This is a genomic window from Evansella tamaricis (genome assembly GCF_019042215.1).
GTDB lineage: Bacteria > Bacillota > Bacilli > Bacillales > Salisediminibacteriaceae > Evansella > Evansella tamaricis.
The window spans coordinates 44,571-69,470 of record NZ_JAHQCS010000131.1 but is presented as its reverse complement, the minus strand read 5'-3'; the positions used below and the strand labels follow the sequence as shown (position 1 = coordinate 69,470).

General features: G+C 35.7%; 28 protein-coding genes. 8 read left to right on the top strand and 20 right to left on the bottom strand.

Features of this window, described 5'->3' with window-relative positions:
- Positions 1-15 precede the first annotated feature (15 nt).
- From KS419_RS16385 to KS419_RS16375, 3 genes are read left to right on the top strand one after another with little or no spacing between them, the layout of a single operon-like run.
- Positions 16-918: a glycosyltransferase family 4 protein gene (locus KS419_RS16385; RefSeq protein WP_217067468.1), complete on the top strand. Its 903-nt coding sequence runs from the start codon at positions 16-18 to the stop codon at positions 916-918.
- 40 nt (positions 919-958) lie between these two features.
- Entirely contained in the window at positions 959-2,023 is a 1,065-nt protein-coding gene (locus tag KS419_RS16380; protein WP_217067467.1) for a glycosyltransferase family 4 protein, read from the top strand.
- Between the two features lie 20 nt (positions 2,024-2,043).
- Positions 2,044-3,579: a glycosyltransferase gene (locus tag KS419_RS16375; protein ID WP_217067466.1), complete on the top strand. Its 1,536-nt coding sequence runs from the start codon at positions 2,044-2,046 to the stop codon at positions 3,577-3,579.
- Positions 3,580-3,656: 77 nt separating this feature from the next.
- Here the strand turns inward: KS419_RS16375 and KS419_RS16370 are convergent, their stop codons facing one another.
- The 4 genes from KS419_RS16370 to KS419_RS16355 are packed head-to-tail and all read right to left on the bottom strand — an operon-like array spanning position 3,657 to position 7,268.
- Positions 3,657-4,334: a HipA family kinase gene (locus tag KS419_RS16370; protein ID WP_217067465.1), complete on the bottom strand. Its 678-nt coding sequence runs from the start codon at positions 4,332-4,334 to the stop codon at positions 3,657-3,659.
- Positions 4,335-4,366: 32 nt separating this feature from the next.
- Positions 4,367-5,209, bottom strand: a complete 843-nt coding sequence (locus KS419_RS16365) for a glycosyltransferase family 2 protein (RefSeq protein ID WP_217067464.1) — start codon at positions 5,207-5,209, stop codon at positions 4,367-4,369.
- Positions 5,203-6,540 carry a nucleotide sugar dehydrogenase gene (locus tag KS419_RS16360; RefSeq protein WP_217067463.1) on the bottom strand — a complete coding sequence of 446 codons (1,338 nt, stop codon included), beginning with the start codon at positions 6,538-6,540 and terminating at the stop codon, positions 5,203-5,205. Before KS419_RS16360 ends, KS419_RS16365 begins: the two co-directional genes overlap by 7 nt.
- 47 nt (positions 6,541-6,587) lie before the next feature.
- Positions 6,588-7,268 (bottom strand): glycosyltransferase family 2 protein, encoded by a 681-nt coding sequence (locus KS419_RS16355; protein ID WP_217067462.1) that lies wholly within the window; start codon positions 7,266-7,268, stop codon positions 6,588-6,590.
- Between the two features lie 178 nt (positions 7,269-7,446).
- On the opposite strand from KS419_RS16355, the gene KS419_RS16350 reads away from it, so the two are divergent.
- A complete protein-coding gene (locus tag KS419_RS16350) occupies positions 7,447-8,295 on the top strand; it encodes a glycosyltransferase family 2 protein (RefSeq protein ID WP_217067461.1) in 849 nt (282 codons plus the stop codon).
- A gap of 14 nt (positions 8,296-8,309) precedes the next feature.
- Here the strand turns inward: KS419_RS16350 and KS419_RS16345 are convergent, their stop codons facing one another.
- The 8 genes from KS419_RS16345 to KS419_RS16310 all read right to left on the bottom strand — a co-directional run bounded on the left by KS419_RS16345 (position 8,310) and on the right by KS419_RS16310 (position 15,897).
- A complete protein-coding gene (locus tag KS419_RS16345) occupies positions 8,310-9,053 on the bottom strand; it encodes a protein kinase domain-containing protein (protein ID WP_217067460.1) in 744 nt (247 codons plus the stop codon).
- Positions 9,050-10,117 (bottom strand): hypothetical protein, encoded by a 1,068-nt coding sequence (locus KS419_RS16340; protein ID WP_217067459.1) that lies wholly within the window; start codon positions 10,115-10,117, stop codon positions 9,050-9,052. Before KS419_RS16340 ends, KS419_RS16345 begins: the two co-directional genes overlap by 4 nt.
- A gap of 351 nt (positions 10,118-10,468) precedes the next feature.
- A complete protein-coding gene (locus tag KS419_RS16335) occupies positions 10,469-11,302 on the bottom strand; it encodes a peptidoglycan DD-metalloendopeptidase family protein (protein WP_217067458.1) in 834 nt (277 codons plus the stop codon).
- A 2-nt stretch (positions 11,303-11,304) separates the two neighbouring features.
- Positions 11,305-11,700, bottom strand: coding sequence for a phage holin family protein (locus KS419_RS16330; RefSeq protein WP_246594214.1), 396 nt, complete (start codon positions 11,698-11,700; stop codon positions 11,305-11,307).
- A 201-nt stretch (positions 11,701-11,901) separates the two neighbouring features.
- Complete coding sequence (locus KS419_RS16325; protein WP_217067457.1) at positions 11,902-13,296, bottom strand: N-acetylmuramoyl-L-alanine amidase; 1,395 nt, start codon at positions 13,294-13,296, stop codon at positions 11,902-11,904.
- 143 nt (positions 13,297-13,439) lie between these two features.
- Positions 13,440-14,372, bottom strand: coding sequence for a CgeB family protein (locus KS419_RS16320; RefSeq protein WP_217067456.1), 933 nt, complete (start codon positions 14,370-14,372; stop codon positions 13,440-13,442).
- 11 nt (positions 14,373-14,383) lie between these two features.
- On the bottom strand, positions 14,384-15,085 hold the full coding sequence (locus KS419_RS16315) for a hypothetical protein (RefSeq protein ID WP_217067455.1): 702 nt from the start codon (positions 15,083-15,085) through the stop codon (positions 14,384-14,386).
- Positions 15,086-15,210: 125 nt separating this feature from the next.
- Positions 15,211-15,897 (bottom strand): BMQ_0737 family morphogenetic spore coat protein, encoded by a 687-nt coding sequence (locus KS419_RS16310; protein ID WP_217067454.1) that lies wholly within the window; start codon positions 15,895-15,897, stop codon positions 15,211-15,213.
- A gap of 178 nt (positions 15,898-16,075) precedes the next feature.
- Here KS419_RS16310 and KS419_RS16305 point away from each other — a divergent pair, with 178 nt between their 5' ends.
- Positions 16,076-16,624: a hypothetical protein gene (locus KS419_RS16305; RefSeq protein ID WP_217067453.1), complete on the top strand. Its 549-nt coding sequence runs from the start codon at positions 16,076-16,078 to the stop codon at positions 16,622-16,624.
- 266 nt (positions 16,625-16,890) lie between these two features.
- Positions 16,891-17,136, top strand: coding sequence for a hypothetical protein (locus tag KS419_RS16300; RefSeq protein WP_217067452.1), 246 nt, complete (start codon positions 16,891-16,893; stop codon positions 17,134-17,136).
- Positions 17,137-17,151: 15 nt separating this feature from the next.
- On the opposite strand, the gene rfbD is transcribed toward KS419_RS16300, so the two are convergent.
- The 4 genes from rfbD to fabI form a co-directional block, all read right to left on the bottom strand.
- Positions 17,152-17,997 carry a dTDP-4-dehydrorhamnose reductase gene (gene rfbD, locus KS419_RS16295; RefSeq protein WP_217067451.1) on the bottom strand — a complete coding sequence of 282 codons (846 nt, stop codon included), beginning with the start codon at positions 17,995-17,997 and terminating at the stop codon, positions 17,152-17,154.
- Positions 17,994-18,734 (bottom strand): sugar nucleotidyltransferase, encoded by a 741-nt coding sequence (locus KS419_RS16290; RefSeq protein WP_217067450.1) that lies wholly within the window; start codon positions 18,732-18,734, stop codon positions 17,994-17,996. The genes rfbD and KS419_RS16290 overlap by 4 nt, the downstream gene beginning before the upstream one ends.
- A 19-nt stretch (positions 18,735-18,753) precedes the next feature.
- Positions 18,754-19,113, bottom strand: coding sequence for a DUF1360 domain-containing protein (locus tag KS419_RS16285; protein ID WP_217067449.1), 360 nt, complete (start codon positions 19,111-19,113; stop codon positions 18,754-18,756).
- 147 nt (positions 19,114-19,260) lie between these two features.
- A complete protein-coding gene (fabI, locus tag KS419_RS16280) occupies positions 19,261-20,040 on the bottom strand; it encodes an enoyl-ACP reductase FabI (RefSeq protein WP_217067448.1) in 780 nt (259 codons plus the stop codon).
- Between the two features lie 219 nt (positions 20,041-20,259).
- On the opposite strand from fabI, the gene prpE reads away from it, so the two are divergent.
- Positions 20,260-21,006, top strand: a complete 747-nt coding sequence (prpE, locus tag KS419_RS16275) for a bis(5'-nucleosyl)-tetraphosphatase PrpE (RefSeq protein ID WP_217067447.1) — start codon at positions 20,260-20,262, stop codon at positions 21,004-21,006.
- Positions 21,007-21,045: 39 nt separating this feature from the next.
- Here the strand turns inward: prpE and KS419_RS16270 are convergent, their stop codons facing one another.
- From KS419_RS16270 to KS419_RS16255, 4 genes are read right to left on the bottom strand one after another with little or no spacing between them, the layout of a single operon-like run.
- Entirely contained in the window at positions 21,046-21,945 is a 900-nt protein-coding gene (locus tag KS419_RS16270) for an RluA family pseudouridine synthase (RefSeq protein ID WP_217067446.1), read from the bottom strand.
- Between the two features lie 9 nt (positions 21,946-21,954).
- Positions 21,955-22,749 (bottom strand): NAD kinase, encoded by a 795-nt coding sequence (locus KS419_RS16265; protein WP_217067445.1) that lies wholly within the window; start codon positions 22,747-22,749, stop codon positions 21,955-21,957.
- A gap of 20 nt (positions 22,750-22,769) precedes the next feature.
- On the bottom strand, positions 22,770-23,408 hold the full coding sequence (yjbM, locus tag KS419_RS16260; protein WP_217067444.1) for a GTP diphosphokinase: 639 nt from the start codon (positions 23,406-23,408) through the stop codon (positions 22,770-22,772).
- A 35-nt stretch (positions 23,409-23,443) separates the two neighbouring features.
- Positions 23,444-23,836: a UPF0738 family protein gene (locus KS419_RS16255; RefSeq protein ID WP_217067443.1), complete on the bottom strand. Its 393-nt coding sequence runs from the start codon at positions 23,834-23,836 to the stop codon at positions 23,444-23,446.
- 467 nt (positions 23,837-24,303) lie between these two features.
- Between KS419_RS16255 and KS419_RS16250 the strand changes: the two genes are divergently transcribed.
- Complete coding sequence (locus KS419_RS16250) at positions 24,304-24,897, top strand: CYTH domain-containing protein (RefSeq protein WP_217067442.1); 594 nt, start codon at positions 24,304-24,306, stop codon at positions 24,895-24,897.
- Positions 24,898-24,900: the final 3 nt, after the last annotated feature.

Sequence of the window (24,900 nt, the reverse complement as noted above, 5' to 3'; positions counted from 1 at the left end):
GAAAAGGGGGAGCAAATGAAAATACTTATTGTTCCAAACAACCCTGGATGGGCATTTGATCATCGGGCAAAAGATCTTTTATCACAACCTTTTGAAGAAATCGAATTATATTTAAAATATGCTGGTCAAGTAAAGGAAACGGATCAGTTTGAATACGACCTTATTTACCCCATGTCCTTAAGTATTGCTAAAAAAATCAAAAAACTCAAAATACCTTTTCATAAAATGGCAACAGGTATAACTTCCCTCCGTGTTTTTGAAAAGCACGTAAATAATCATGAAATAAATAAAAACTTTATTGATTTTCTAAAATCATTTCGAGGCATTAATACAGCCTCCAACCAAATTCAAAACATATTTAAACCATATCTTTCAATTCATAAAACTAGGGTCGGAATAAATGAAAATTTATTTAAACCTAATCCTAAACAAGGAAAAAACTATTCATTTAATGTGGGTTGGGTTGGAAGAATCGACAAGAAAAACTACAGAGAATTAAAGGGATACAATATCGTTGAGAAAGCCATACGAAAGGTCAAGAAGATTCATTTTGAAACAAGGACCTATACCAGTAGAGTTCCAAGAGAAAAAATGGTTAGCTATTATCAGGAATTAGATTGTTTCATCTGTTCCAGCAAGTCCGAACATATTCCCCTTCCCATTTTAGAGGCGGCTTCTTGTGGAGTACCCATTATTTCTACGAAAGTGGGCATTGTTCCTGAATTAATCAATCATAAGAAAAATGGACTAATCATACCTAGAAATTCAGACGACATAGCATATTCAATAAAATTATTACAAAAAAATCCTAATATGAGAAAAAAGTTTTCAAAGAATATTAGAAATACAATAGTAAATGGCTGGACTTGGGATATTTGCAAAAGGGAATGGGAAACGTTTTTTTTGTCCATGAAATAAGTCGTAAAAGAAGTTGATACTAGGATGTGAAATATCATTTATGAAAATTCTATATGTTATACCAAAACCAAATGTCAGTGGTTTACAAACTTCTTCGCGTAACCGAATTAATGCTTTACGGGCAGAAGGTATTCAAGCAGAGGTTGCTTTTCATTCCCCCGGCGACGGGGATTATATCTTTCAGCACATCCAAACCTACTATATTAATAATAAGGATCAATTCAGAGAGCACATTAAAAAAAATAAATATGATTTTATTTCCTTTATCTATTCCCTGAAATATTTAGATGCGGTACCTACAAACTTTTCCGGAAAAATTATCTATGAAGTACGGGGATGGAGTTCTGGAGTCGTTAAAGGAATTAGGAAAATAAACAAATCCTTTAAAGTCCATGCCGTAATTTGTATTGCGAAGTACTTAAAACCACTAGTTAAAACAAAACTGGTGAGAAACATTCCTGTTTTTATTGATGGGAATACAGTAGACCCCTCCTTTCATTATAAAGAAAAAATAACTTTGGAAGATTTTCCAGTCCCAGAAAAGGGAAGAAAGATTATCGCATTTATCGGGAGAGTAGAGAACTCAAAAAATTGGAAAGAATTCATCACAATATCACATCATGTATCTTTCAAACATCAGATTGAACTATGGATTATCTGCAATCCCAACACATCAAAGTGCTTGAAAGATATGAAAAAACAATTAAAAAAAATACGTCTCTATTCCTCAACAAGAATAATTCCAAATGTTCCAAACCACAAGATGCCAGAACTGTATTCCTTAATTGCTAATTCAGGAGGATGTGTCCTATCCACTTCATTAAGAGAAGGCTTAGGCAACGCTATTTTAGAACCAATGGCCTGTGCTTGTCCAATTGTCAGTTCAAATAGGAAAGGGAAAAATGAAATTATTCAACATAACTATAACGGATTATTATATAAAACAGATGATATTGAAGAAGCCGTCAAACAAATAGACCGCCTAATTGAAAACAAAAGCAAACGTACGCGTCTAACACAAAATGGTTTGAAAACAATTGAAAAAGACTATAGTCAAAATAGCTACGTATCGAAATACTTAACGATACTATCAAAGATTAAGTAAAGAAAGAGGATGTGAGATGTATGGTTAAGGGAACAAAGAAATATAACTTATCCATCATCATTCAGGCACAAAATGAAGAAAATACAATAAAAAGGATAATCAAAGAACTGATTAGATTAAATCCTCACGAAATTATCGTTGTTATTAATGGTTCTACTGACCGTACCTCTAAGATTGTTAAAGGATTGAACTGTATTGTACTTGAATATGAAAGTGCCCTTGGAATCAATGTAGGTAAAGCATTGGGTGCCTACGAAGCAACTGGTGATATTCTATTGTTTCTCGATGGTGACATTTTTATTGAATCAGTTCAACTTTCCCAATTTGTCAAAGCCATCATGAAGGGCTATGATGTAGTATTAAACAACTTAGATTGGACAATTTTTCGTGAGAACCACTTCCCAACAGCTATATGTAAACGAGCTTTGAATATATTCTTAAAGCGCGAGGATTTATTAGTAAATTCATTAGGTGCTATACCAAATGCAATGAGTAAAAATGCTTTAGATAAAATAGGGTGGTGGAATTTAGTAGATCCACCTTTATCCCAAACCATTGGAATTACACAAAATCTCCTTTTTACATCACCAGAACCAGTAGATGTTATTTCTTCAAACCCCTTTCGACCAAAAGAACATAAAATGAAGGCGCGTAATTCCCCTTTTCCCAACTCTACTAGCCGGATCATCGGAGACCATGTAGAAGCATTACACTATCTAAGACAACTTAAAGGATTTAGGGCTGGATTTCATGATGGAAGGAATAGGGAAAAATTAAGTAATATTCATCCATTAAATAACGTGAGGAAAAATAAACGCAGTATTGTGATAACTTGTGAAGGAAAAACACGGGGACTGTTAAATGTAATTAAAGAACTACAATTAATCAGTGATGAAATTATTGTTGCTGGATATGGATTATCAAAAAGGATGATTAAGTTTGCAAAAAATACAGGTGCAAAAGTAATAAATCAGGAAAAGTCTTTAGGAATTAATGCAAGTAGGTCAATTGGTGCAGCTCGTAGCTCCGGGGATGCTATCTTTTTTACAGATTGTAATACACGAATTAATAAAGAAGAGGCAGAGCCTTTTTTTGAAGCAATAGAAAATGGAACAGAAATTGCCTTAACTAATGCAGAACACTTAATAACAGATATCATTCCGATAGATTCCATAAATACTATTAAATATTTCCTGAACCTAGTCTGTAAAAATCCTGAATTAAAAAATGCGTCCTTGTACTCGCTTCCCCACGCAATTCATCGAAGGGTAATAGAACAAATTGGATGGGATAAATTAACGATTCCCCCTCTATTTTTTATTATGTCTGAAATGAAAGGATTCTCAATAATTGCTGAACAAAAAATAGTTATCAAAACTTCCCATGAAATTACTACAGGGAACATTCATGGTTCTGATAAATATCGGGCACTTGAAGTCTTCCTAGGTGATCATATTGAAGCTTTAGACTATTATATTAGACATACCAATAAAAGAGGCGGTTACTTAGACGGAAACAAAGATAGAAAAATAATACGACGATTAAAAAACCGTTAATTTCATTCAACGGTTTTTCTTCTCTACATACTCAATAAATTTTTTTGAAAGTTTAGGTAAAAGTTCTTGTCGTGTCATTAAAAAATGTAGTAAACTTCTTTGATCATTTTTAGTAATACCCCAACTTTTGGGATGGAATGGATAACTTTTTGCAATTCAGTTACTTTTAATTTACTTATTCTATCAATTTCTCTATATAAGTTCATTTTGTCTGAATAATGTAATAAATATTTGTGATGGCTATTTACCTTCATGTTAGCATTTCGGCTTTGTTGAATTAATTTCTCCCCGTTCCAGTTTCGACCAGTAAACGCTTTATCATGGTCAATTAAGAATAATTTATTTTTATCGATTAAAACATGATCTTTATGACGGTCTCTATTATGAATCCATACATCAAAAATAAACATCGATGCCAACTGATCTAAATTTTTACATGATATCGCTAAGTCTGCCGTGAACCCCTTTGCATTTCTTTTATAAATTGTTCCAAACCACAATCCAGGTCTAAAATTTTTTTCAGACAAAGGAGATGCCATTAAAACAGATCTTGAAATAGTAATAATATTGTACTCTGGTAAAGGAAGATTCAACAAATTTCCAAGTCTATATGAAATATACTCATTAACAAGAGAACGCTTATACATCAAATTCAACGGCTTTACTACATATATTTTTTGGTTGCTGCATTTCATTAATTGTGGCTCAGTTCTTCCTTTCCTCATTTGCTTTATATGCTTTATTGCATGAATCATCATTTATCCCCACTTAAACAATTATCTTTTATTTATACCGACTCATTCTTTTGAAGATAATCTATTATTAAATATCCATTTCTACTATAAGTAAAAACAGGGTTATATTCATCTCCCCACTTCTTTAGATAAAAATAAATTAACTCTTCTCGAAGTTTATTCCTTTTTTCAATATTCTCTTTACCCGATAATTGGTTTTTGTGCACCCTACAATTGTACAAATATTCATTTATCCATTTAACTGGAAAAGAATCAATCAATTTTAGACACATTTGACGGTCTTCCATAACCCTTCCATCAAACCATCGATCTATATTCCATCCTCCCACTAATCGGACTGCGTCTGTACGATAACACCTTGGTGTTAACATAAAAGACAAATACTGCAAAAAATCATACTTATCATCAAATTGTCTGTGATCGATATGTTTTATCTTTTTTAGCTTGCCTTCCTTATCTTTAAACAGTTTACTATTTCCATAAAAAAGAGCCGTTTCTTGAGGAGCTCTTTCAATTTCTACAGTTAATCTTTCAAGTGTCCATTCTTCAAACCAGTCATCAGAATCCAATTGTACAAAATATGGAGTATCAATATGCGTCAACGCTGTATTCAATACATGGGATATACCTCTGTTCTTGTCATGACGGATTAATTTCATTCGATTATCTTTTAAAAAAGGGAGGATTACATCCACTGAACCATCCACTGAACCGTCGTCAATCATTAATAACTTCCAATGGGGAATAGTTTGATTTACTACACTGTTAATAGCTCTCTCCACTGTTTCCTTACGATTGTATATTGGCATTACAATGGAAAGAAGAGGAATGTTTCTGTGAATTGCATCCTCTCCATTTATACAAACATCTACCATTCACTACTCCCCCATAATCGATAAATATTAGTCCTCCTAATATTTTTGAAACCATTTCTAGTATCCATAATTAGCTTTCCATATTCTGCAATCTCTCTGTAATCGTAATCATCATGGTTTGTCATTAAAATAATACCATCATATTTAGGCAACGTTGTTTTATCAATAGGAACAGATAATACTGTCTCTCCATTCTCCCCGTCAAATGCATTTACATGGGGATCGTTATACTCTACCATCGCACCCTTTTCCCTTAATAACTTGTATACTTCTAGACTTGGAGATTCTCTAACATCATCAATATTTGGTTTATAGGCCATTCCTAGAAGCAGTAACTTTGCCCCTTTTATAGGATTACCAACGGAATTCAGTGCATCTCCAATCTTATTTACAACATAGATTGGCATTGATTTATTGATCTCCTGTGCCATGTCAATATAACGGCTATAAAAATTAATTCCCCTTGCCTTCCATGACAGGTACATCGGATCTAATGGAATACAATGACCCCCAATTCCAGGTCCCGGAAGAAAGGGCATAAAGCCAAATGGTTTTGTACTTGCTGCATCAATCGTTTCCCAAATGTCTAGTCCCATTCGTTCACATAAAAGAGCCATTTCATTAATAAAACCAATATTTACACTACGGAATGTATTTTCCAGCAGTTTACTCATCTCTGCCACTTTAGGATTAGAAACGGGTACTATCGTTTCAATTGCCCCTTCATATAAATTCTTCGCTAATTCGGTACATCTTCCAGTTACGCCACCTACTATCTTTGGCGTATTTTTTGTACTATACTTTTCATTTGCAGGATCTACTCTTTCAGGAGAAAAGCATAAGAAATAATCCTTCCCGGCGGTATAACCCTCATTCTCTAAAACCTTTTGGATTAAATCATCTGTTGTACCTGGATAAGAAGTACTCTCTAGAATAATGAGAAATTCCTTATGCATATACTGCTTTACATGTGCCATCACTTGCTTTATATAAGAGACATCCGGTTCCTGATGTGTAGTTAAAGGGGTTGGTACACAAATACTGATACTATCTAAATAACGTATAATAGAGAAATCCTCCGTTGGAAAAAAACTGTTTGAATTAATAGCAACTGCCACTTCTTCATTACTGACACCTCTAATATAGGATTGGGCATTTTTAAGACTGGCGAGTTTTTCCCCGTTAACATCAATACCGTAAACAGTATATCCTTTTTTTGAAAGTTCCAGTGCCAAAGGTAATCCAACATACCCTAACCCGATTACCCCAACTTTTGCTGTATTATTGGTAAATTTTCTTTTTAAGTTAATAAAATACTGATGTTTCTCCATACATAACCCTACTTTCCCCTTCCATTTCAGAAAATGTTATTGTTCCTTCATGGAATCAGTTTTCTTGGATTATCCGTGTAAGCTATTAAATCCCCTTTACGATAAAACTGTTCTTCATCACTTTTCCATGTATGATGATTTGGGTCATTTGTTCTCACACACATATAATTTCTTCGAGAGGAAGCATAGATCTTCATATTTTTGCTGTGACATCTCCTTAGAAACAAACGGTCTCCTCCTACGTTCCTATCAGGGAATTTCACTGATGAAAAAACACTTTTCTTCATTCCAATGGTCGCTCCAAAAATATGATCCACAAATTTATCCTCATGCTCCCAGTGACGTACTAATAAAGCATTATCCCTTTCCAAATAGCAATAACTTGCCTTCTTTCCAACAATGTCTGCCTGTTGTTCCTTAAAACATTCCATTTGCTCTTGTATATAAAATGGGGAATAATAATCATCATCATCAAACTTAAATATATAATCAAACTTAGCTCTCTCCACCCCGAAATTGATACACTCCCACAGGGATATCCTTTCTGGTTGATGGAAAATAGAAACATTTTCATACTCCTCTGCTCTTTCCTTCCAGAGTCGAATATCCATCGTGTCACTGTTCAAAATTATGATTAGTTCTTTCTTTTCCCAATTTTGACGATGATAGTTTTCAAACACTTCCATCATATAATGTTGCCTCATCGTACATGTAATAATAGAAACCATTCGCTGCCACCTCTTATTAAAAGAGAACTTCTCTAGCATCCTCTGTTCGAGGGTTCTCATAATAAAATTAAAATCCTGTTAATCATTTCCTTTTTAAAAACATAATATATAGTACACTTACTTTTATTTCATTAATCACACTCTCTCCAATATACATATTCATATTACCAATCTGCGTGTGGGTAGATCTCCGTCAATTAACACCTATTTTATTACCATCAAAAAGGAGGAGATCATTATCAAAATATTAACTATTCTATTAAACTGGAATCGACCAGAATTAGTAAAGACAACCATAGAATCCTATTATAAAAATACCTCAGTTGATTTCAAGTTTATCGTGGCAGACAATGGTTCAAACTTCGAAACAGTTTCATTATTAGAAGAGTTATCCATAAAATATGATTTTGAAGTGGAGTATTTGAAGAAAAACACAGGGGGACTTGCATTTAACTATGTTTTAGACAGAATACCATTTGACAGCTTTCCATTCATTCATTTCACGGAGAATGATATTGAATACTTGCAAAACTGGGATCATACCCTTCTTAAAAAGATGAAAAATTTCCCAGAAGTGGGGCAAATTTCCCCTTTTTCTCCATTTCCTCAAACCGATAAAGGGGAATATTCATGGGAAAAAGCTGCAACTAAAGTTACCAGAAATGGAAACTCCGTCTATTTATCTAAGCATAATGTTGGGTCCACCTCCATTATCAGAAGTGAGATTTTAATTGGGGGACTTCGATGGTCAAATATCAAGGGAAAAGATAGTATACTCTTTCCGAACGATGGTTTATTTTCACGAAGAATTAAAGAGATGGGCTGGAAGGCGGCATACAATGATTCTTATGTTGTCAACAATTTAGGTCATACATTAGAAGAACTAGAAAATAACCTAGAGTATTATGTGAATAATCATCAATCAAAATCGTTTGATCGATTTAAAAAAAGAATTGGGGAATTTGGTTTTGTTCTTCATCAAGACTCCTCTGGAAAACTTACTTTAAGGAAAAAAAACAATTTCTAATGAGAAACTCTTTCTTACAAATCTCCTGTTGTAAAAATTTGTTTACCTTTCATCACCTCTAATTCTCTTGCCAGTTGAGAGTGATTATTAGAAAATTTTCTATCAAGCATTTTTATAATTCTTTCAATAGAATAAATATTATCCCATGTGAACGATTCAGGTTTGAATCTTGTCGTCCCAAGTGATTTAAGCATCTCTTTTTTGCCTTGTAAGTACTTCAACTCTGGTAACTCGTTTAACCTTATGGAAAACGCGAAATCAATTAATATAAGTTGCTGAAATCTTCCATCCTTCTTTTTTACTAGAAAATTCCCTGGCCTAATATCCCGGTGAACAATTTTTTCTTGAAAAAGAATTTTAGCAATTTTCACTAACTGATCAATCATCTCCCTTTTCTTAGAATCACTCTTCAACAGTTTTCTACCACTCTCAGCCGATAAGTATTCCTTAAGATTAACACCTTCTATATATTCCACTGCGATATACGGAAAGGTAAAATCCGTTTCCTCATATATAATATTCGGAAAAAAAGAAGACACGCTAATCATCGGTAACTTTAAAATTTCCCCTTCCCGTTTTACAGAACCGGAAAGATTTTTATCCCATTTTATAAATAATTTTTTCCCTGTCCTTCTGTCTACCCCTTTATAAAAGACATGAAAGTCTCCGCATTGTGGAGGATGTATATGTTGTATGTTGTCAATCCCTTTTCTTCTCAACCGTTCTAGAAGATATTTTTCTTGATTTCGGATAATCATTTGAATTCCTTCTTTATTAATGATTTGTTAAAAAATACAGACCGGTCGAATGGTCTTGTATAGTGGTATTCTTTTTCTTTCATATATCCATCCAAATATGACTTTAAGATGAACGGATCAGAAAAATCTCTTTCCTTTAAACCTATATTTAATTCCCTTGAAAGCTCTATTAATACCTTCTTGTAATGACTTTTAATTCTACGTTTATGGACAAGGACATGATAAAGCAAACTGTAAAAATGACTTTCTCTCTCAGGAATATAAACACCTTTCCCATGAAGAAATCTACTTTTCATGATGTCCCTTTCCCATACTCTATCCATGTATCGGTCCCCTACAAAACGAAAATCAAAGTAAACATCCTCTCCCCCGATCACTATTTTGTAATGAACTCTGTAAGAAGGATTAAAAACTTTCTCTCCATTCGTCAGTCTGACAACTTTTTTAAGGTCATCCGTAAGTAAATCAATATCACCATGGGAAGTACTAGTATACCTATCTGGTAATTCCTCAAAATTTCTTAAAACTACATAGTTTACCGTCCGATTTAATAGAGTAAACAGTTGCTCCATAGATTCAAACCCATCCAAACCAATTAGGTTTTTTTCCATTTCCGTTATTTGACCACTCCATTTTTCTCCATAAAATTCACTGATATCTTTATTACACAAAAGAGCAAGATCGTGTTTCGATTCCTCTTCTGTGTTTGTCCCATGAATACGGTATCCTCCCCCCGTCCACATCCGATATTTTTGTTTCGCATCATACATATTACTATTGACTAACGTTTTTCCTTTTGTGGTCTGTCGCTCTACATATATTGGGTTAGCATCCTCTACAATTAATAACAGAAAGGGACCATTTCCACATTGCTCTTCCTTTTGACTAATGCGGGGAATATCTAAACCATAGAACCGTGCCAAGTTCCTTGAAAAGTGTCGAGGTGTCCAATGAACTTTTACAAATTGAATAATTGAAAATTTTCCTGTAATATCTTTTACAATCTCATCCCACTTCGAGTGACTCTTTTCCCATAAAATAAATAAATGAATTTCACTTGTCATCCTCCGATCACACTCCTTTATTACCATACATGATGTATGATATGAGAGATAAGATAAGAAGTTCTTCCCATTAAATAGAAAATAGAAATTAGATAAAAAGGTGGTGAATGTGTTTTGGCTTAACACACTCACTCACCATCCCTTTTTTTAAGAATCGTAAGAAAAGCTACTTGAAGGGCAGTATCAGTCGCGTGCTGCCACTGAAGTAAACGCTCGTTGGACATCAAATTCGAAGAAGTAGTTAGAAGTTCGATCTTTGACTTCGGTTGTCACTTCCGAAGTGCCCCGCAGCGAGTAGGCATTTGTGCTAGACAATACCCGAAGGTGCCATAACATATGAATTCTTACCTTTTAAAACATGTGTCCCCATGTCTGAGGTCCTACAATCCCGTCCACTAGAAGATGATTTTGATTCTGGTATTTGATTAGTTTCTGTTCTGTTTTTGGACCATACAAAGAATCATCTTTCGTACCTACTACTCGCTGTATTGCTTTAACATCGTTTCCTTTCATAAACGGATTCTTAAGTCGCAACATCCTACGATAATTTGGTCTAGCTTCCTGAAGTTCTCTCCTCGTTTCTGGTCCAATGATTCCATCTACTTGTATATTTCTACGTTTCTGAAAGGAACGTACAGCTCCTTCGGTTTCATCTCCAAAAATACCATCTGCACCATATTTAGGCAATTTTTCTCCAACGGCAAGAAGTTGGTTTTGAAATCTCCTCACTTGGTCCCCTTGCGATTTGTGACGTTGTGAAAAAAGTCTATTTAAGACATTTTCTCCAATATAGTCCAGTGGATCAACTGCATTCGTCTTATTTACGTTCCATCTTCCCCGATGCAATTCAAAATGTAAATGTTGTCCCGTAGACCTCCCTGTTGATCCCATAATCCCAAGGACCTGCCCCTGAGATACCCGATCTCCTACTTTGACTCTTCTAGTTCCTCGACGTAAATGGGCATAGACGCTTTCCCATGTTTGCCCGTCAATTTGATGCTTTATCATGATACACTCTCCGTAGGAATCAGAATAGTAGGATCTTGTTACTTTTCCGTCTGCCACAGCAAAGATTTCATGCCTTCCAGGTGCAGCAAGGTCTACGCCATGATGATTTGGCCTGGAAGAAGTCCTAAAACCACTTGTGACTCTCGTAACTGTTGTAGGCCGGATAAATGTTGCCATACTCAATTCCTCCCTTTTTCCTGTAGGATCTTTATTGCTTTCTTCAGTTTTTGAGGGACTGGAATACCTGCTTTACCGGCATTTTCTAAAATGCTTATCACTTCATTTGAAATATAGAAAATAATCACCACTTCTCTGATAAATGGCTCACTTCCTAATGCTATATCAACGAAATTCCCCACTGAAACCATCGCAAATATAAATACTTTCTTCGCGATCCCCTTTAAGCCATGTTCACTATTTAAGTCTCCATTTAAATACGCTGCTATTAATCCAGTAATATAATCTAGAATGACAAAAGCTACTAATACTCCTAATAAAGTTGTCCAATTCCCAAACATAAAAGAAAGTATCCCACCTCCTAGAGCCAACATTGTTTTGATTACTGTTTCATTCAAAACAAGCTCTCCCCCTCTCCGAAAGAAAAATTAGTTAGCTTGATAGCGTAACTACTATATAGTTAATGCGACAATCCTCCTATTTTCTTGCATGTTTGACCCGTTTAGAAGAATAATGGGTAAAAAATAGTTTACTGTTTAGTAGAAAAAATAGTAGGCAATTTAGAGACACCTATTAGATGTTCTAAATTGCCTAGTTCATTACTCTGTAAAATCTTGCATATTCTCATAGATTTTTATTATTTTTTGTCCATAGTCATCGCCCGGTACTGCCCATTTCCCATTTAATTCTACCCATTTTCTTGCACTCCCACGCTCAATAAGATCAAATCTTGGATTAATTAATTTTTCTCCATCTGGAATTGGTTTTTTGGATGCGTAGGCATAAAGATGTTGAATATGGGCAATTACTCCATCTCTAGGTGTATTAAAACTTGCCCCTGAAACTCCATCCTTTGTTGCACCTAATCCGCCGAAATTGTTTTGGGATTTATCTACACGTCCACCAAATCGGAAATTACCAGTCTCCAAAAGGGCTTGGGCAAAGGCAACGTCTCCTCTTATCCCGTATTTCATACTAATTTCCACATACAATTCTCCTAGTTTTGGAGCGGAGGAATTTACACTTTTTGAGAACTTATCCATTTGCTCACCAGATAACACTGTATTCCCGTTAATTCTCTCTTCTTCCGGTTCCATTTTCGGCTGACTGTCATCCTCTCTTGTTATAAAAGCATCTTTTATGCCATATTTTCTTACTTTATCCCTTAGTCGTACTGCATTATCTTTCTTTTTAAATGCTCCAATTTGAACGCGGTGAAATGGCTCTCGTTCGTTATTTAAATTGACTTTAACAACATAAGTGTCGTAACCATCATTTTGTAATTGATTTGCCCGTTTCTTTGCATTTGATTTCTTTTTAAAGGAACCTGCTATCACTTTATAGAGCCCCTTTTCCAACTTTTGTCCTGTCCTCTTTTGATTTGATTTCTCTTTCTCAGTATATTCTTCAGCCGATTCTTCCTCTTGATTTTTCTCTTTATTTTTTCGAGTTAAATTGAATGCCCTTTCCAATCCATTCACATGCCCTTGAGCAACCTTCTGAAGCCATTCTGGATCCCTTAACTTCTTAGCATCACCTTCATGATCAATAAAACCATTCTCTGTTAAAATGGCCGACATAGATGATTCCCTTAACACATGAAAGTTTGCTTTCTTTTTCCCGCGACTCCTTAAATTATTCACCTTCATAATTTCTTTATGCAAGATATTTCGGTACATTGCGGTGTCTGAATCCTCTGATAAACCTTTGTAAATATAATCCTCGTAACCATTTGCTGATCCATTGGCAGCATTCGCATGAACCGAAAGGAAATAATCAGCATTCCATTTATTCGCGTCTTTCGTTCTATCAGATAATGAGATCGTAGCGTCTTTCGTTCTACTCATCTTCACCTCCACATCATCATATTGATCCATTAGAATATCCCTAATTCGAAGGGAGATCTCCAAGACCACATCCTTCTCTTTCAACCCATTTCCAACAGCACCACTATCATTTCCTCCATGACCTGGGTCCAGGTATAGTTTAAACATAGAATACACACCTCCTACTAAGCTACTATTTACTGTATTCAAAATAGAAGATGTTCGTATAGACAAGTTACTAAAACTGTGAAATATAGAGAAAATTAGGTTCCCGTGATAGAAAAAAAAGATCCGAAAAATCGAATCTTTTTTCACCCTATTAGATTAATCATCTTATTTATTCTCTTTAAAAAAGTGTGCTCTGCTTGATTCATAGGATATTTCTTATTTTTATCTCTTGTACTATTGATCCATTGATCCAATTGTATAATAACATCATCCATATTTTTATAGGTAATAATATTTAACGATTCACTTAATTCTTCTAAACCTTTGCGGTTGTCACATAATTGGATCGCATCACATGCTGCTATTTCAAAACACCGATTATTTGGACTTATGCCATTTATAATTCTTAGTTGGTTTGCCGGTCGATGGGGATTTAATACAATACTGGAGTTACTATAATAGTATCCTGTCTCGCTCGGATCTATCCAATGACTAATACAAGTCAATTGACTATAATTTTGCCAATTTCTAAGAAAATTTGACCATTTCCCTCCGACAACCGTGACCTTCCAATCTGTTTTTCTTATTATTTGGTTAATAATATTAATACGATTTGGATATGGGTATCCTACAAAACAAACATCACTTTTATATTTTGCATCCGAAGTTCGTTTAGGATAGTAAACGTTTGGGTTATAACCAAGTGGCATGTAATGAACATTTTGATGCCCTAATGCTTCGTAAAAACTTACTGCTGTTTTTTCCACAGTAAAAACCAAGTCGAAATCATGTATATATTTTTTTGTATCGTAAATAAAATAGGGATCTTCACAAAACCAACCTACTTTTCTGCACTTCTTCAGTTGTTTCAGAATGTTTTGCTCCGCTTTTATCCCTCTTCCAAACAATAAAAATGCTATCTCAGGTTTTTTTTCGCTCACAATCTGTTCTATTGGATCATCCTTATTAGCAATAATGATATCTATTCCAGAAATGGAACTCCACGCATCTATTAAGCTTTCGTTTAAATAATCATATATCCCCCTATATGGGGAGCAAATATAAAGTAGTTTCAACTATTTTCCTCCTAGAGGGATACCGAGATGGTATTAACGGCCGGAATTCCTTCTTGATAGTTTTTGGCATAGAAGAAACCTTCAATAAAATACTGCTGTTCTTTATTTTCGGTTAAAGAAATATTAAAATTTGTAAATCTTCCAGTCTCATATGGTTTTAATTCCTTTAAATGTATCGGTTTTAACCAATGCTCCCCCTTTTCAGCTATCCATCGTTTCCAATCTTCTTGAACATACATCCATTCCTCCGTTAATTGAGTTGAGTTTTCTCCCATATTGGTAAGATGTGATATCTTTCCTCCCAATCGAATTTTTGTGGATGGCCGTACACGAAAACAAATAACAGGCTCTTCAAATGTTTGGTTTGTTACATTTCGAAATGTAAATTGACCAAAAAGGTTAACCTTATTTTCTGTATCTTCTATTTCATCATCACTATTAATGAGAGTAGTATAACTAAAATATGATAAAATAGGAGGCACTATTTCTTTATTTTCCTCAACTTTATCCATGGATGCCCCCGATACAAATACTTCTTCTACCTCTACTGAATCAGAATCATCCACTTCTCCATCTTGCTGGTAACGTTTTTTCAATAAAACAATATGTTGCTTATATTTTTCCACTTCTGACCTGTAATGAATAATTTTTTGATTTAGTTGGGTTATTTTTTCATCTCTTTTTCTGATCATCTTTTTTACTCTCTCCGACATGGTGTTCTCCTCCCTTCCTTCATATTCGATATGTATGCAGCATAAGTATTGGTAAGTAGTTTAAAATAAAAAATAAAAAGAATCAGGCGATGAGTAAATCATCATCCTGATTCTAAAGTCCCTATTTAGCAATTTTTTGGAGGGAATATTTCTGGGCACTGTGGTGGAAATGCGATATCTGGGCAAAGTCTATCGACAATAGGCTCAATTATGTCTTCACGAGGTTGACATATTTTACCTTCCACTTCCACTTTCACATCTGCTTCCACTTGAACAGATTGACAGATTGTCAATGTAAATGCTAAGTCTAAAAACTCACCATTATTACAACAAACTACTCCTGTACCAAATAGATCGAAGATGTGACATTCGATGTCTGTCCCTTCAGGTGCACACAATAAGAATTTTTCAAAAACACAGAATGGAATTGGAGTGGATACACAGAATGGATTGTTTAAATCATCTTCCATATAAAGTTCAATCACAAAATACCCTTGTACCTTTAGTTTAACAGCCTGAAGTTCAATACCTAGTTCTTCCACATATACATTTCTGCGATTACCAACTTCTGTGCAGTCAATATCATCTAAGTCAATTTGGTTTCCATCTTGATCTGTGGGAATAGCGTTCACAATAAAGTCTTCACCTGGCTCTAGGAATGCGCATGGGTCCGCATCGGGTGTTCCATTACATGTGAATTCTAAATCATCTAAACCTCTAGTACCCATAAAGTTAAAATCTTTGTCTACTTGTCTAGTGACCCAATCATACACTTTGGGAACACGGACGCAAAGTCTCTCAAAGTCGGACATAAATTTATCATCCTTTCTTTCATTATTATTCCTTTAACGGGACTACTTCATTGTATGAACAAAAGCTGAATTTGTTCTTAGTTCTATAGGTGATTTTATAAGTTGGGCGAAAGAAGCAAGTTTTCATTTATTTATCATAAGCTATTAACAAACTAGATCAAATAAAGGAGGTAAAACAATGAAAAAAGGAAAATTAACATCTGTTCAGCTGGAACAGAAAATCATTCATTTGCAGTCAGAACTTTCGAGACATAAAAAAAGAATCTTAGATTATGAGGAGAATTACCATTATCGTCTGCTCGATGAACTAAAACAAACAAATGAGAAACTTTCCAAAAGAAATCAATTATTAGAGGGAAGTTATCAAAGTCTTCATAATGAAAAGAACAAATTAGAAGGAGAATTGAATCGCTTAAGCGAAAACGTAAAAGAAAAAGATTTAAAGATAACAGAGTTAGAGGGTTTACTAAAACAAAAAGATCAAAAAGTTAATCCTCAAAAATCTGTTGATTTTCAACAACTAACTGTCATGAACGAATCAAAAAAAATCCAAGGGACTTTAGAAAAAATGACTGATCAACAATCTTTTGTTCATCCTAATACAGATACAAAGAATAAAAACGATAAAGAAGTTCTTGAAGAAAAGGAGAAAAACTCTCTATCACCAACCGACTGGTTTCAAAGAAATATTATGGAACAATCATCTAAAAACAAGAAAAATACATGAGACCATTAGGCTAGTTGTAACACATCTTTACATTCCCACTCATAAATTGTAGAGAAAAAGCGAGGGGGTAAGGAATATTATGCAAAAAAAACCAAAAGTATATCTTCCAAATAAAAAACGAAGATCAATAGTTTCCCCTGGCACGAAAAGATCCAGTGGATGTGGATGTGGAAGTAAAAGAATCAGGACAAAACGATCGTAATTTTTTCAAGTTGTTTTATCCTAAATACAATAGGGAATACAAAATATATGGAGGTGAGAGTTCGATGGGTTATATACCACCAGTTAATGATCCACAAACAATATTATATGGTAATCGCCTATCTGGAACTAGCCGGAATATCTCACCTTCTTTTCCTGTTCAAAATATTACACTCTATGAATCTTTGTATCATTTGAAAAAACCGTACAGAATCAAAGGAGATAGAAGGAAAAAACATTCACCCGCGATTGCTGACAAACTGGATAATCAGTTGTCTGGAAAAGGGAAGTATATGGATAATCGTATTTAAGTATTTTTTATACTACTAGATGTGTTTCAAATACTCATCTACTGCCTTTTCCCATGATCTTGGCAATGGTATAGAATTTATTTTTAGCATATTCATGTTTAAAACTGAATTTTTTGGCCGGACAGCCTTATTTCCAAATTGCTGTGTTGTCGTTTTATATACTAGATCTTTCTGACCCGTTATTTTACTGTATATATACTCTGCAAGCTCATGTCTGGAACACTTCCCCTGATTACAAACATGATAAATGCCTGTTTTTTTTTCAAGAAGGTTTATAACGATTCTTGCCAAGTCCTTGACATAAGTTGGCGAACCAGATTGATCGTTGACAACATTAATCCTTTCCCTCTTTTGTGCTTTCACCACTATTTTTCGGACAAAATTATCCACATCTCCACCGAATATCCATGAAGTTCGGACAATCCACCAATCGTAACGATAATTCTGTACATATTCTTCTCCAAGCCATTTCGTGAACCCGTAATGATTAACAGGTTTTGGTTTGTCAGCTTCCATATATGCCATGGAACTTTCTCCATCAAATACATAGTCACTGCTCATATATAATACAGACGCCCTTACCTTCTCTGCAGCTTTTAAGATGTTTTTTGTCCCTTGCACATTTACCTGAGTGGCATGATAAAAGTGTTCTTCAGCCCCATCCACTTCTGTCCATGCCCCCGTATGAAGAATAATAGAAGGTTTCCATTCCATTATATATTTACAAACACTATCAAAATTTTTTATGTCCATTTCCTCCCTGCCCAGTGGAAGAAACACCACCTGCCTTTCTTCCAGAACATTCTGTAAAGCACGGGATAACTGACCCCTCTTCCCAGTTATAAGTACGTTGTTAATCATAACCTCCACCTACAACTCTTCTCATATGAAAACATATATTGACTTGTTTTTTGCAATGCTTCCATCGTTCCCGCATCCATCCAATAATCCTTCAGTGTTACTGTAGATACTGTGGAATGTTTCAAATACAATTGATTGATGTCTGTGATTTCCAATTCTCCTCTGTTTGATGGTTTTATCTCTTTGATAAAATCAAATACTTCATGGTTAAACAAATAAATGCCGGTCACACATAAATTAGAAGTTGGTTCTGCTGGTTTTTCAATAATTTCAACTGGATGATTATTCTCATCAAGCTTTGCGATACCAAACCTGCCTGGATCGTAGACTTCTTTTAAGAATAGTTTTGCCCCTTCCTCCCCCTGTTCAAATAACTTTACTGATTCTGCCACAGATTCTGTAAAAATGTTATCTCCTAAAATAACAAAAAGTTTTTCCCCTTTTACATATGATTCCACCTGTAACAAAGCATGTGCGATTCCTAATGGTTTACTTTGTGGAACAAAGGAAACTTTCATATTTTTATGAAAGGAATAGTCCTCTAAAATACTTTGAAAGAAGGGGATATCCTTTAAATTGGAAACAATTAAAATCCTTTCCATACCGGCTTTTTTCATACTTAATAAGGGCCATATAATCATTGGATGCCTTCCCACCGGTAAGAAGTGTTTATTAATGATTTTAGTAAAGGGACGCAAACGTGATCCCGATCCCCCTGCTAAGATGACTCCAATCATACAACTCACCCTTTAGATCTCAGTATAATAACCACCTGACAACAACCGATTCCACAACAGCTGCCACTCCAGCAGCAGCTAATATAATAATAACGACCGAAAACACGGATGGAAGAAGCGAGAAACCAAGCCATAACAAGATGCTCGCCCATATTCCCATACACCAGTGGCAACTGAACAATTCCCCAAACCATTTCTTCCAACCTTTATGGGCTATGATTTGAACGGTTTCTTCCTTTCCGTCTTCATCCACTTCCTGTTCGTATTCATATAGACCTTTACGAATAAACTCTGTGATGGAATCGTACAGTAATAAATGAGTTAATCGAAACACCGCCAAGGAAAACAAAAGGAATTGAAACACCGTTATCTCAGTCATCCCACTTCTCCTCCGTTCTAAATTGGGCATTTACTTTATTTATATGTGGGGTAAAGAGAAATGGGAATGTACATTTAAAAACAAAAAAACCCAAGAAGTTGGTTCTGCCAACCTCTTGAGTGAATCAATTCAATTCATTTCATTACTTTACATTAGCCCAATCGTATTATAACCGCCATCCACATGGAGAAGTTCTCCAGTTATTCCACTGGATAAATCACTCATTAAGAATAATGTCGTATTACCCACTTCCTCTTGGGTTACCGTCCGTTTTAATGGTGCAGTTTCTTCCATTTCCTTTAACACTTCGTTGAATCCACCTATTCCCTTTGCGGCAAGGGTACGAATAGGACCAGCTGAGATGGCATTGACTCGAATTCCTTCTTTTCCAAGATCATTTGCCAAGTATTTTACACTTGCATCTAAGGAGGCTTTAGCAACACCCATGACATTATAATTTTTTACTACACGTTCCCCACCTAGGTAAGTAAGTGTTACAACAGACGCTCCTTCTGTCATGATTGGTCTTGCGGCTTTCACCACAGCAGTTAATGAATAGGCACTGATATTTTGTGCCAACAAAAACCCGTCCCTCGTTGTATTTAAATATTCTCCCATAATTTCATCACGGTTTGCAAAGGCAATACAGTGGGCAATTCCGTGAATTTTCCCTACTTGATCACCGATTTGTTTAAAAGCAGTGTCAATTTCTTCGTCACTTGTGACATCACAGGGGAGGATAATAAAATCTTTTCTTTCCAGCGTTTCCGCTAAATCTCTGACGTTTTTTTCAAATCGTTCTCCTGCATATGTAAAAACGAGACGTGCCCCAGCACTTGCCAGTGATTCAGCAATACCCCATGCAATACTTCGTTTATTTGCTACGCCCATAACGACATAGGTGCGATCAGATAAATCAATTTTCATGAAAGATCCTCCTAAATATAATAAGTTGTTATTAGTACCTAGTACTAATTTTACAGAGTTTAAACCCATACGTCAATCCAAGAATTAAAAACGTTAATTTAGTGTATCCAATTGCCTTATTTTAGCGCAAGTATTGGAAACTAATTTTTGCAGAAAATACTCAATGGAAAGTAAAATAGATATATTACAATTCCCACACATTTCCTTGGAGGTTTTTTTATGTATGATATTATTGGAGATATTCACGGATGTTTTCAGGAAATGAATGAACTTCTGGATACGCTTGGATATCAAATGAACGATGGGAATATAACCCATCCAGAAGGGAGAAAACCCGTTTTCCTTGGTGATTTAATGGACCGGGGACCTAATTCATTATCCGTCATTTATTCTGTTACTCGCTGGGTAAAGGAAGAAAAAGCACTTTATTGTCCGGGAAATCATTGTGATAAATTATATCGGTATTTTCTTGGGAGGAACGTTACCATAAGCCATGGTTTGGAAACCACAGTGGCAGAATTGGAAGTATTGGGCCATAAAGAATATAACCATATATCATCCCTTTTTCGGAATTTGTACGAATCTTCCCCCCTTTACTTAGTATTAGATGAGGGAAAGCTTGTAGTTGCCCATGCAGGCATACGTCCTGATGATATTGGTAAAAACAATAAGCGTATAAAGACATTTGTATTATATGGGGACATTACAGGAGAAAAACACCATGATGGTCGTCCAATTCGAAGGGATTGGCCATCCAAATATACTTACGATACCTTTGTAGTCTATGGACATAGCCCTGTGCAAGAGCCTCGCCAAGTGGGAAACACCTTAAACATTGATACTGGTTGTGTCTTCGGTAATTCCCTCTCCGCTTTTCGTTGGCCAGAAAAACAAATTGTTTCCGTTTCATCCCACCAAGCATTGGTTGAGGAAAAATTCCGCCCTTTTGATCCATATGACCAATAACCTGTCAGGTGGTACGTATACTTTAAAAGCACTCTAGCATTAATCTCTGAGTGCTTTTAGAGCTTCTTCCATATCGTTTGGAATACTACTTTCAAAGAAAAATTCCCTGTTTTCGATGGGATGAAAAAAACGTATGCTAGAGGAATGTAACGCCTGCCGCTCTATTATCTCTTTTTTACCGCCATAAAGGGTATCTCCCATCAGCGGGTGACCTATATAACTCATATGAACTCGAATCTGGTGTGTCCTGCCAGTATCTAAAATTAGTTCAACGAGTGATGCATTCCCTAGAGTTTCCTTAACTTGATAATGGGTAATGGCCATTTGTCCATCAGTCCGGACTTCCCGCTCAATAATACTTCCTTCTCTCCGCCCTATCGGTTCGTTAACCGTTCCACTATGTTTACTTAATTCTCCATGGATAATAGCGGTGTATGAACGTTGGATACCTTTTTCTTTTTGCATCCGAACAAATAAATCATGAGCATACCGGTGTTTTGCAATCATCATTAATCCCGATGTATCCTTATCCAACCGATTGACAGCGTGGAACGTAAAGGGAATGTTGTTCTCTTGATAGTAATAAATAACAGCCCCTGCTAATGACCCCTCTAAATGATCTCTTGATGGAATTGTGGGTAACTGTGGTGGTTTATTTACCACAAGGAGATGGCTATCTTCATAAACAATATTTAGAGGGACAGCATGGGGTCTGATCCAATCACTGACTTTTTCTGGAGGAAAGGCGATCGAGACATGGTCATCAGTGCGTAATATATATCGCACTGTCACTGATTCCCCATTGACTTTAATTTCTCCCCCATGAAATTTAATATCTGCTAAAGCTTTCCGTGAAATTTTCTTTATGTGAAGCAAATAATCCCGAAGAAACTGACCACTCTCCACTTCTTTTATCTTCCATTCCAAAGTATGATGCATTTTAATCTCCTAATCAGTAATAAAGGATTCCTTCACCCGTTTCCAGAAAGGGAATGGGCGGAATCTGGCAAATCGGATTTTTTCTTCAGCAACACGGCATTGAATCGATTTCATATCCTTCTGCACTAACGTCTGATGGTCTATAGTAACTTGAAAATCAGCGTTGTTCTTTGGCTTTAACAAACATGTATGATGCTGAGGTAGAACCAATGGTGAACCAATAGTTCGGTACACTCGATTATTTATCGATGCCATTTCAGCTACTTGTATACAGGCCAAAGATGGATGAACAATGGCACCACCCAATGCTTTATTATAAGCTGTACTCCCAGAAGGTGTGGATATACACAGTCCATCTCCACGGAAAGTTTCGAATAAATTACCTTTAATTTCAATATCCATCACCACAGATCCTTCGATACTCTTAACTGAGCATTCATTTAATGCCAGAAAACGTTCTGACTTCGATTCGTTATGATGTCTTATGATTACTTCGAGTAAAGGGTATTCCACCACTTTAAATGGTGTTTTAGCAATATGTATAACAAGCTTCTCCACTTCTTCCGGCTGCCAGTCTGCGTAAAAGCCCAGGTGTCCTGTATGGACCCCTACGAATGAGGTTTCTGCCAGCCGATTTGTATATTGATGAAACGCCTGCAATAAGGTACCATCCCCCCCTACCGAAATCACAATATCAGGTTCTTCCTCGTTAGGTGATAACTTGAATTCCTCCAAATAGCTCCTAATCTTTTGTGATATTCTGTTAGAAACATCGTCTCCACGGGAACTTACAGTGAAATTCATGATTCGCAATCCTTTCCACATTATGTTTTTCTTTGCATCGTATCATGTTGTTTTTGGGAGATGATTTGTTGTGCTTCTTGTACTTCTCCCCGAATTTGGGACATCTCTTCATCAAGTCGAAACGCAGCTTCCGCAGCCCGTTCTAACCGATGCTCTACCTCTTTTGGGATCTTACCTGCATATTTGTACTGTAAGGAATGTTCTATGGTAGCCCAAAAATTCATCGCCAATGTCCTAATCTGCAGTTCCACTAGAATACGCTTTTCTCCCCCGTCAATCATTTGTACCGGGTAACGTAATACAATGTGATAGGATCTATATCCGCTCCGCTTTTTATGTTTAATATAGTCCCTTTCTTCTACAATTTCGAAATCTGTTCTTGCACGGACTAATTCCACGACAGTATCAATGTCACCGACAAATTGACACATCACTCGTACCCCTGCCAAATCCTGCATTTTCTCTTCCAAGTCTTCCAGTGGGATATGTTTTCTTTTTGCTTTTTGAAGGATACTTGAAATTGGCTTCACTCGTCCGGTTACAAATTCAATTGGTGTATGTTTTGACGTTAATTGATATTGTTCTCGAATTCCTCTTAATTTAATTTTCAGTTCATCAACTGCCTGTTTATACGGGGAAAGCATCGTGTCCCAATCCATAAGGGAAATCACCACCAAACCGAAGTTCTATACTATCAGGAGACAAACACTTCTTCAACAGCACGAACCATCTCGTCACCATAATTACTGTTTCCACGGATATTATCAATTAGTGTATTCATTTCTTCCTTAAAATTTGTAAGTTCTAGTCTTGAAACCTTCCCTGAACCGGCAAATTCCACATATACCGGCTGGTCTGTCAAGCGAAGTTCTTGGATTTTATTCCAAACATTCTTTTGAAAGCGTAAATGGGCAAACCCATTGTCATCTTCTAGTATGTAAACAAATGATTGGCGATCAGAATCCACAAGAATTTGTTCTCCAGCTGTTAGCTTTTCTATCGTATCATTAGTCACTGATGTTCCATTTACAATGGCAAAATTACCTTCATCCCTTGTTTCAATTTTTTCTATGTTCCAAGAATTCATATTCCATTAACCCTCCGTTTAGCCTACTTTCATTTTTTCATTTTTAGTGTATCATAATTTTTCCAATACTACGATGAAAAGCGCAAGCGCCTATGGTCACGAGCGCAGTACAGTGCCTCTTCCTCTACAAGCATCGCTCTGAAGTATATCCGTCCATCGGGCAAAGCGCCACGTCCTGTGGCATGCCCGATATTAGGACGTTTGTCCGTCGAGGTAACTCGAAGCATATTCGAAGGGCAGCATCGCTCGCGTGCTGCCACTGGAGTAAACGCTCGTTGGACAGCGAATTCGAAGAAGTAGCTAGAAGTCCGCTCTTTGACTTCAGTTGTCACTTCCGAAGGTGCAAAAACTTATAAATTCTTACCTTTTAAAAAATGTAAACTAATCCCCAAAAATCTTTGTCATTTTTTGCCGACAAATGGTATTGTATTACTAAGGATTATTAATGAAAAAACGAAGGTGATGGAATGAATCAAGAAGTGGAAATTGAGTTTAAAAATTTATTAATTTCTGATGAATATTACGGTTTATTAAATCATTTCAATATCAAACAAAATGATTTTAAAGTACAAACAAATTATTATTTTGATACTTTACAAATGGAGTTAAAACAAAACAAAAGTGCCCTTCGAATTCGGAAAAAAAATGATGAATATACGATTACATTAAAGGAACCTCATCCAGAAGGGTTATTGGAAACCCATCAAAACTGTTCACGAACAGAATTCAAGCAAGCGGTAACAAAAGGTATACTTCCATCAGGGGATATTCTTATACAGATTGAAAACCTCCTTCAAAAAAATACTCCTTCCTTTGTCTTTTTAGGGGAGTTAACAACAGAACGCGCGGAATTATCGTTACCAGAAGGTCTGCTTGTATTGGACAAGAGTTCTTATTTTGACGTTGTTGATTATGAAGTGGAATTTGAGTGTAAAGAAAGAGTAGCAGGAGAATTGGCATTTCAAAATCTTCTATCAGAGTTCCGTATTCCATTCAGAAAAACTCCAAATAAGATTAAACGATTTTTCGAGGAAAAAAATAAGATTCACAAACATAAATAGATG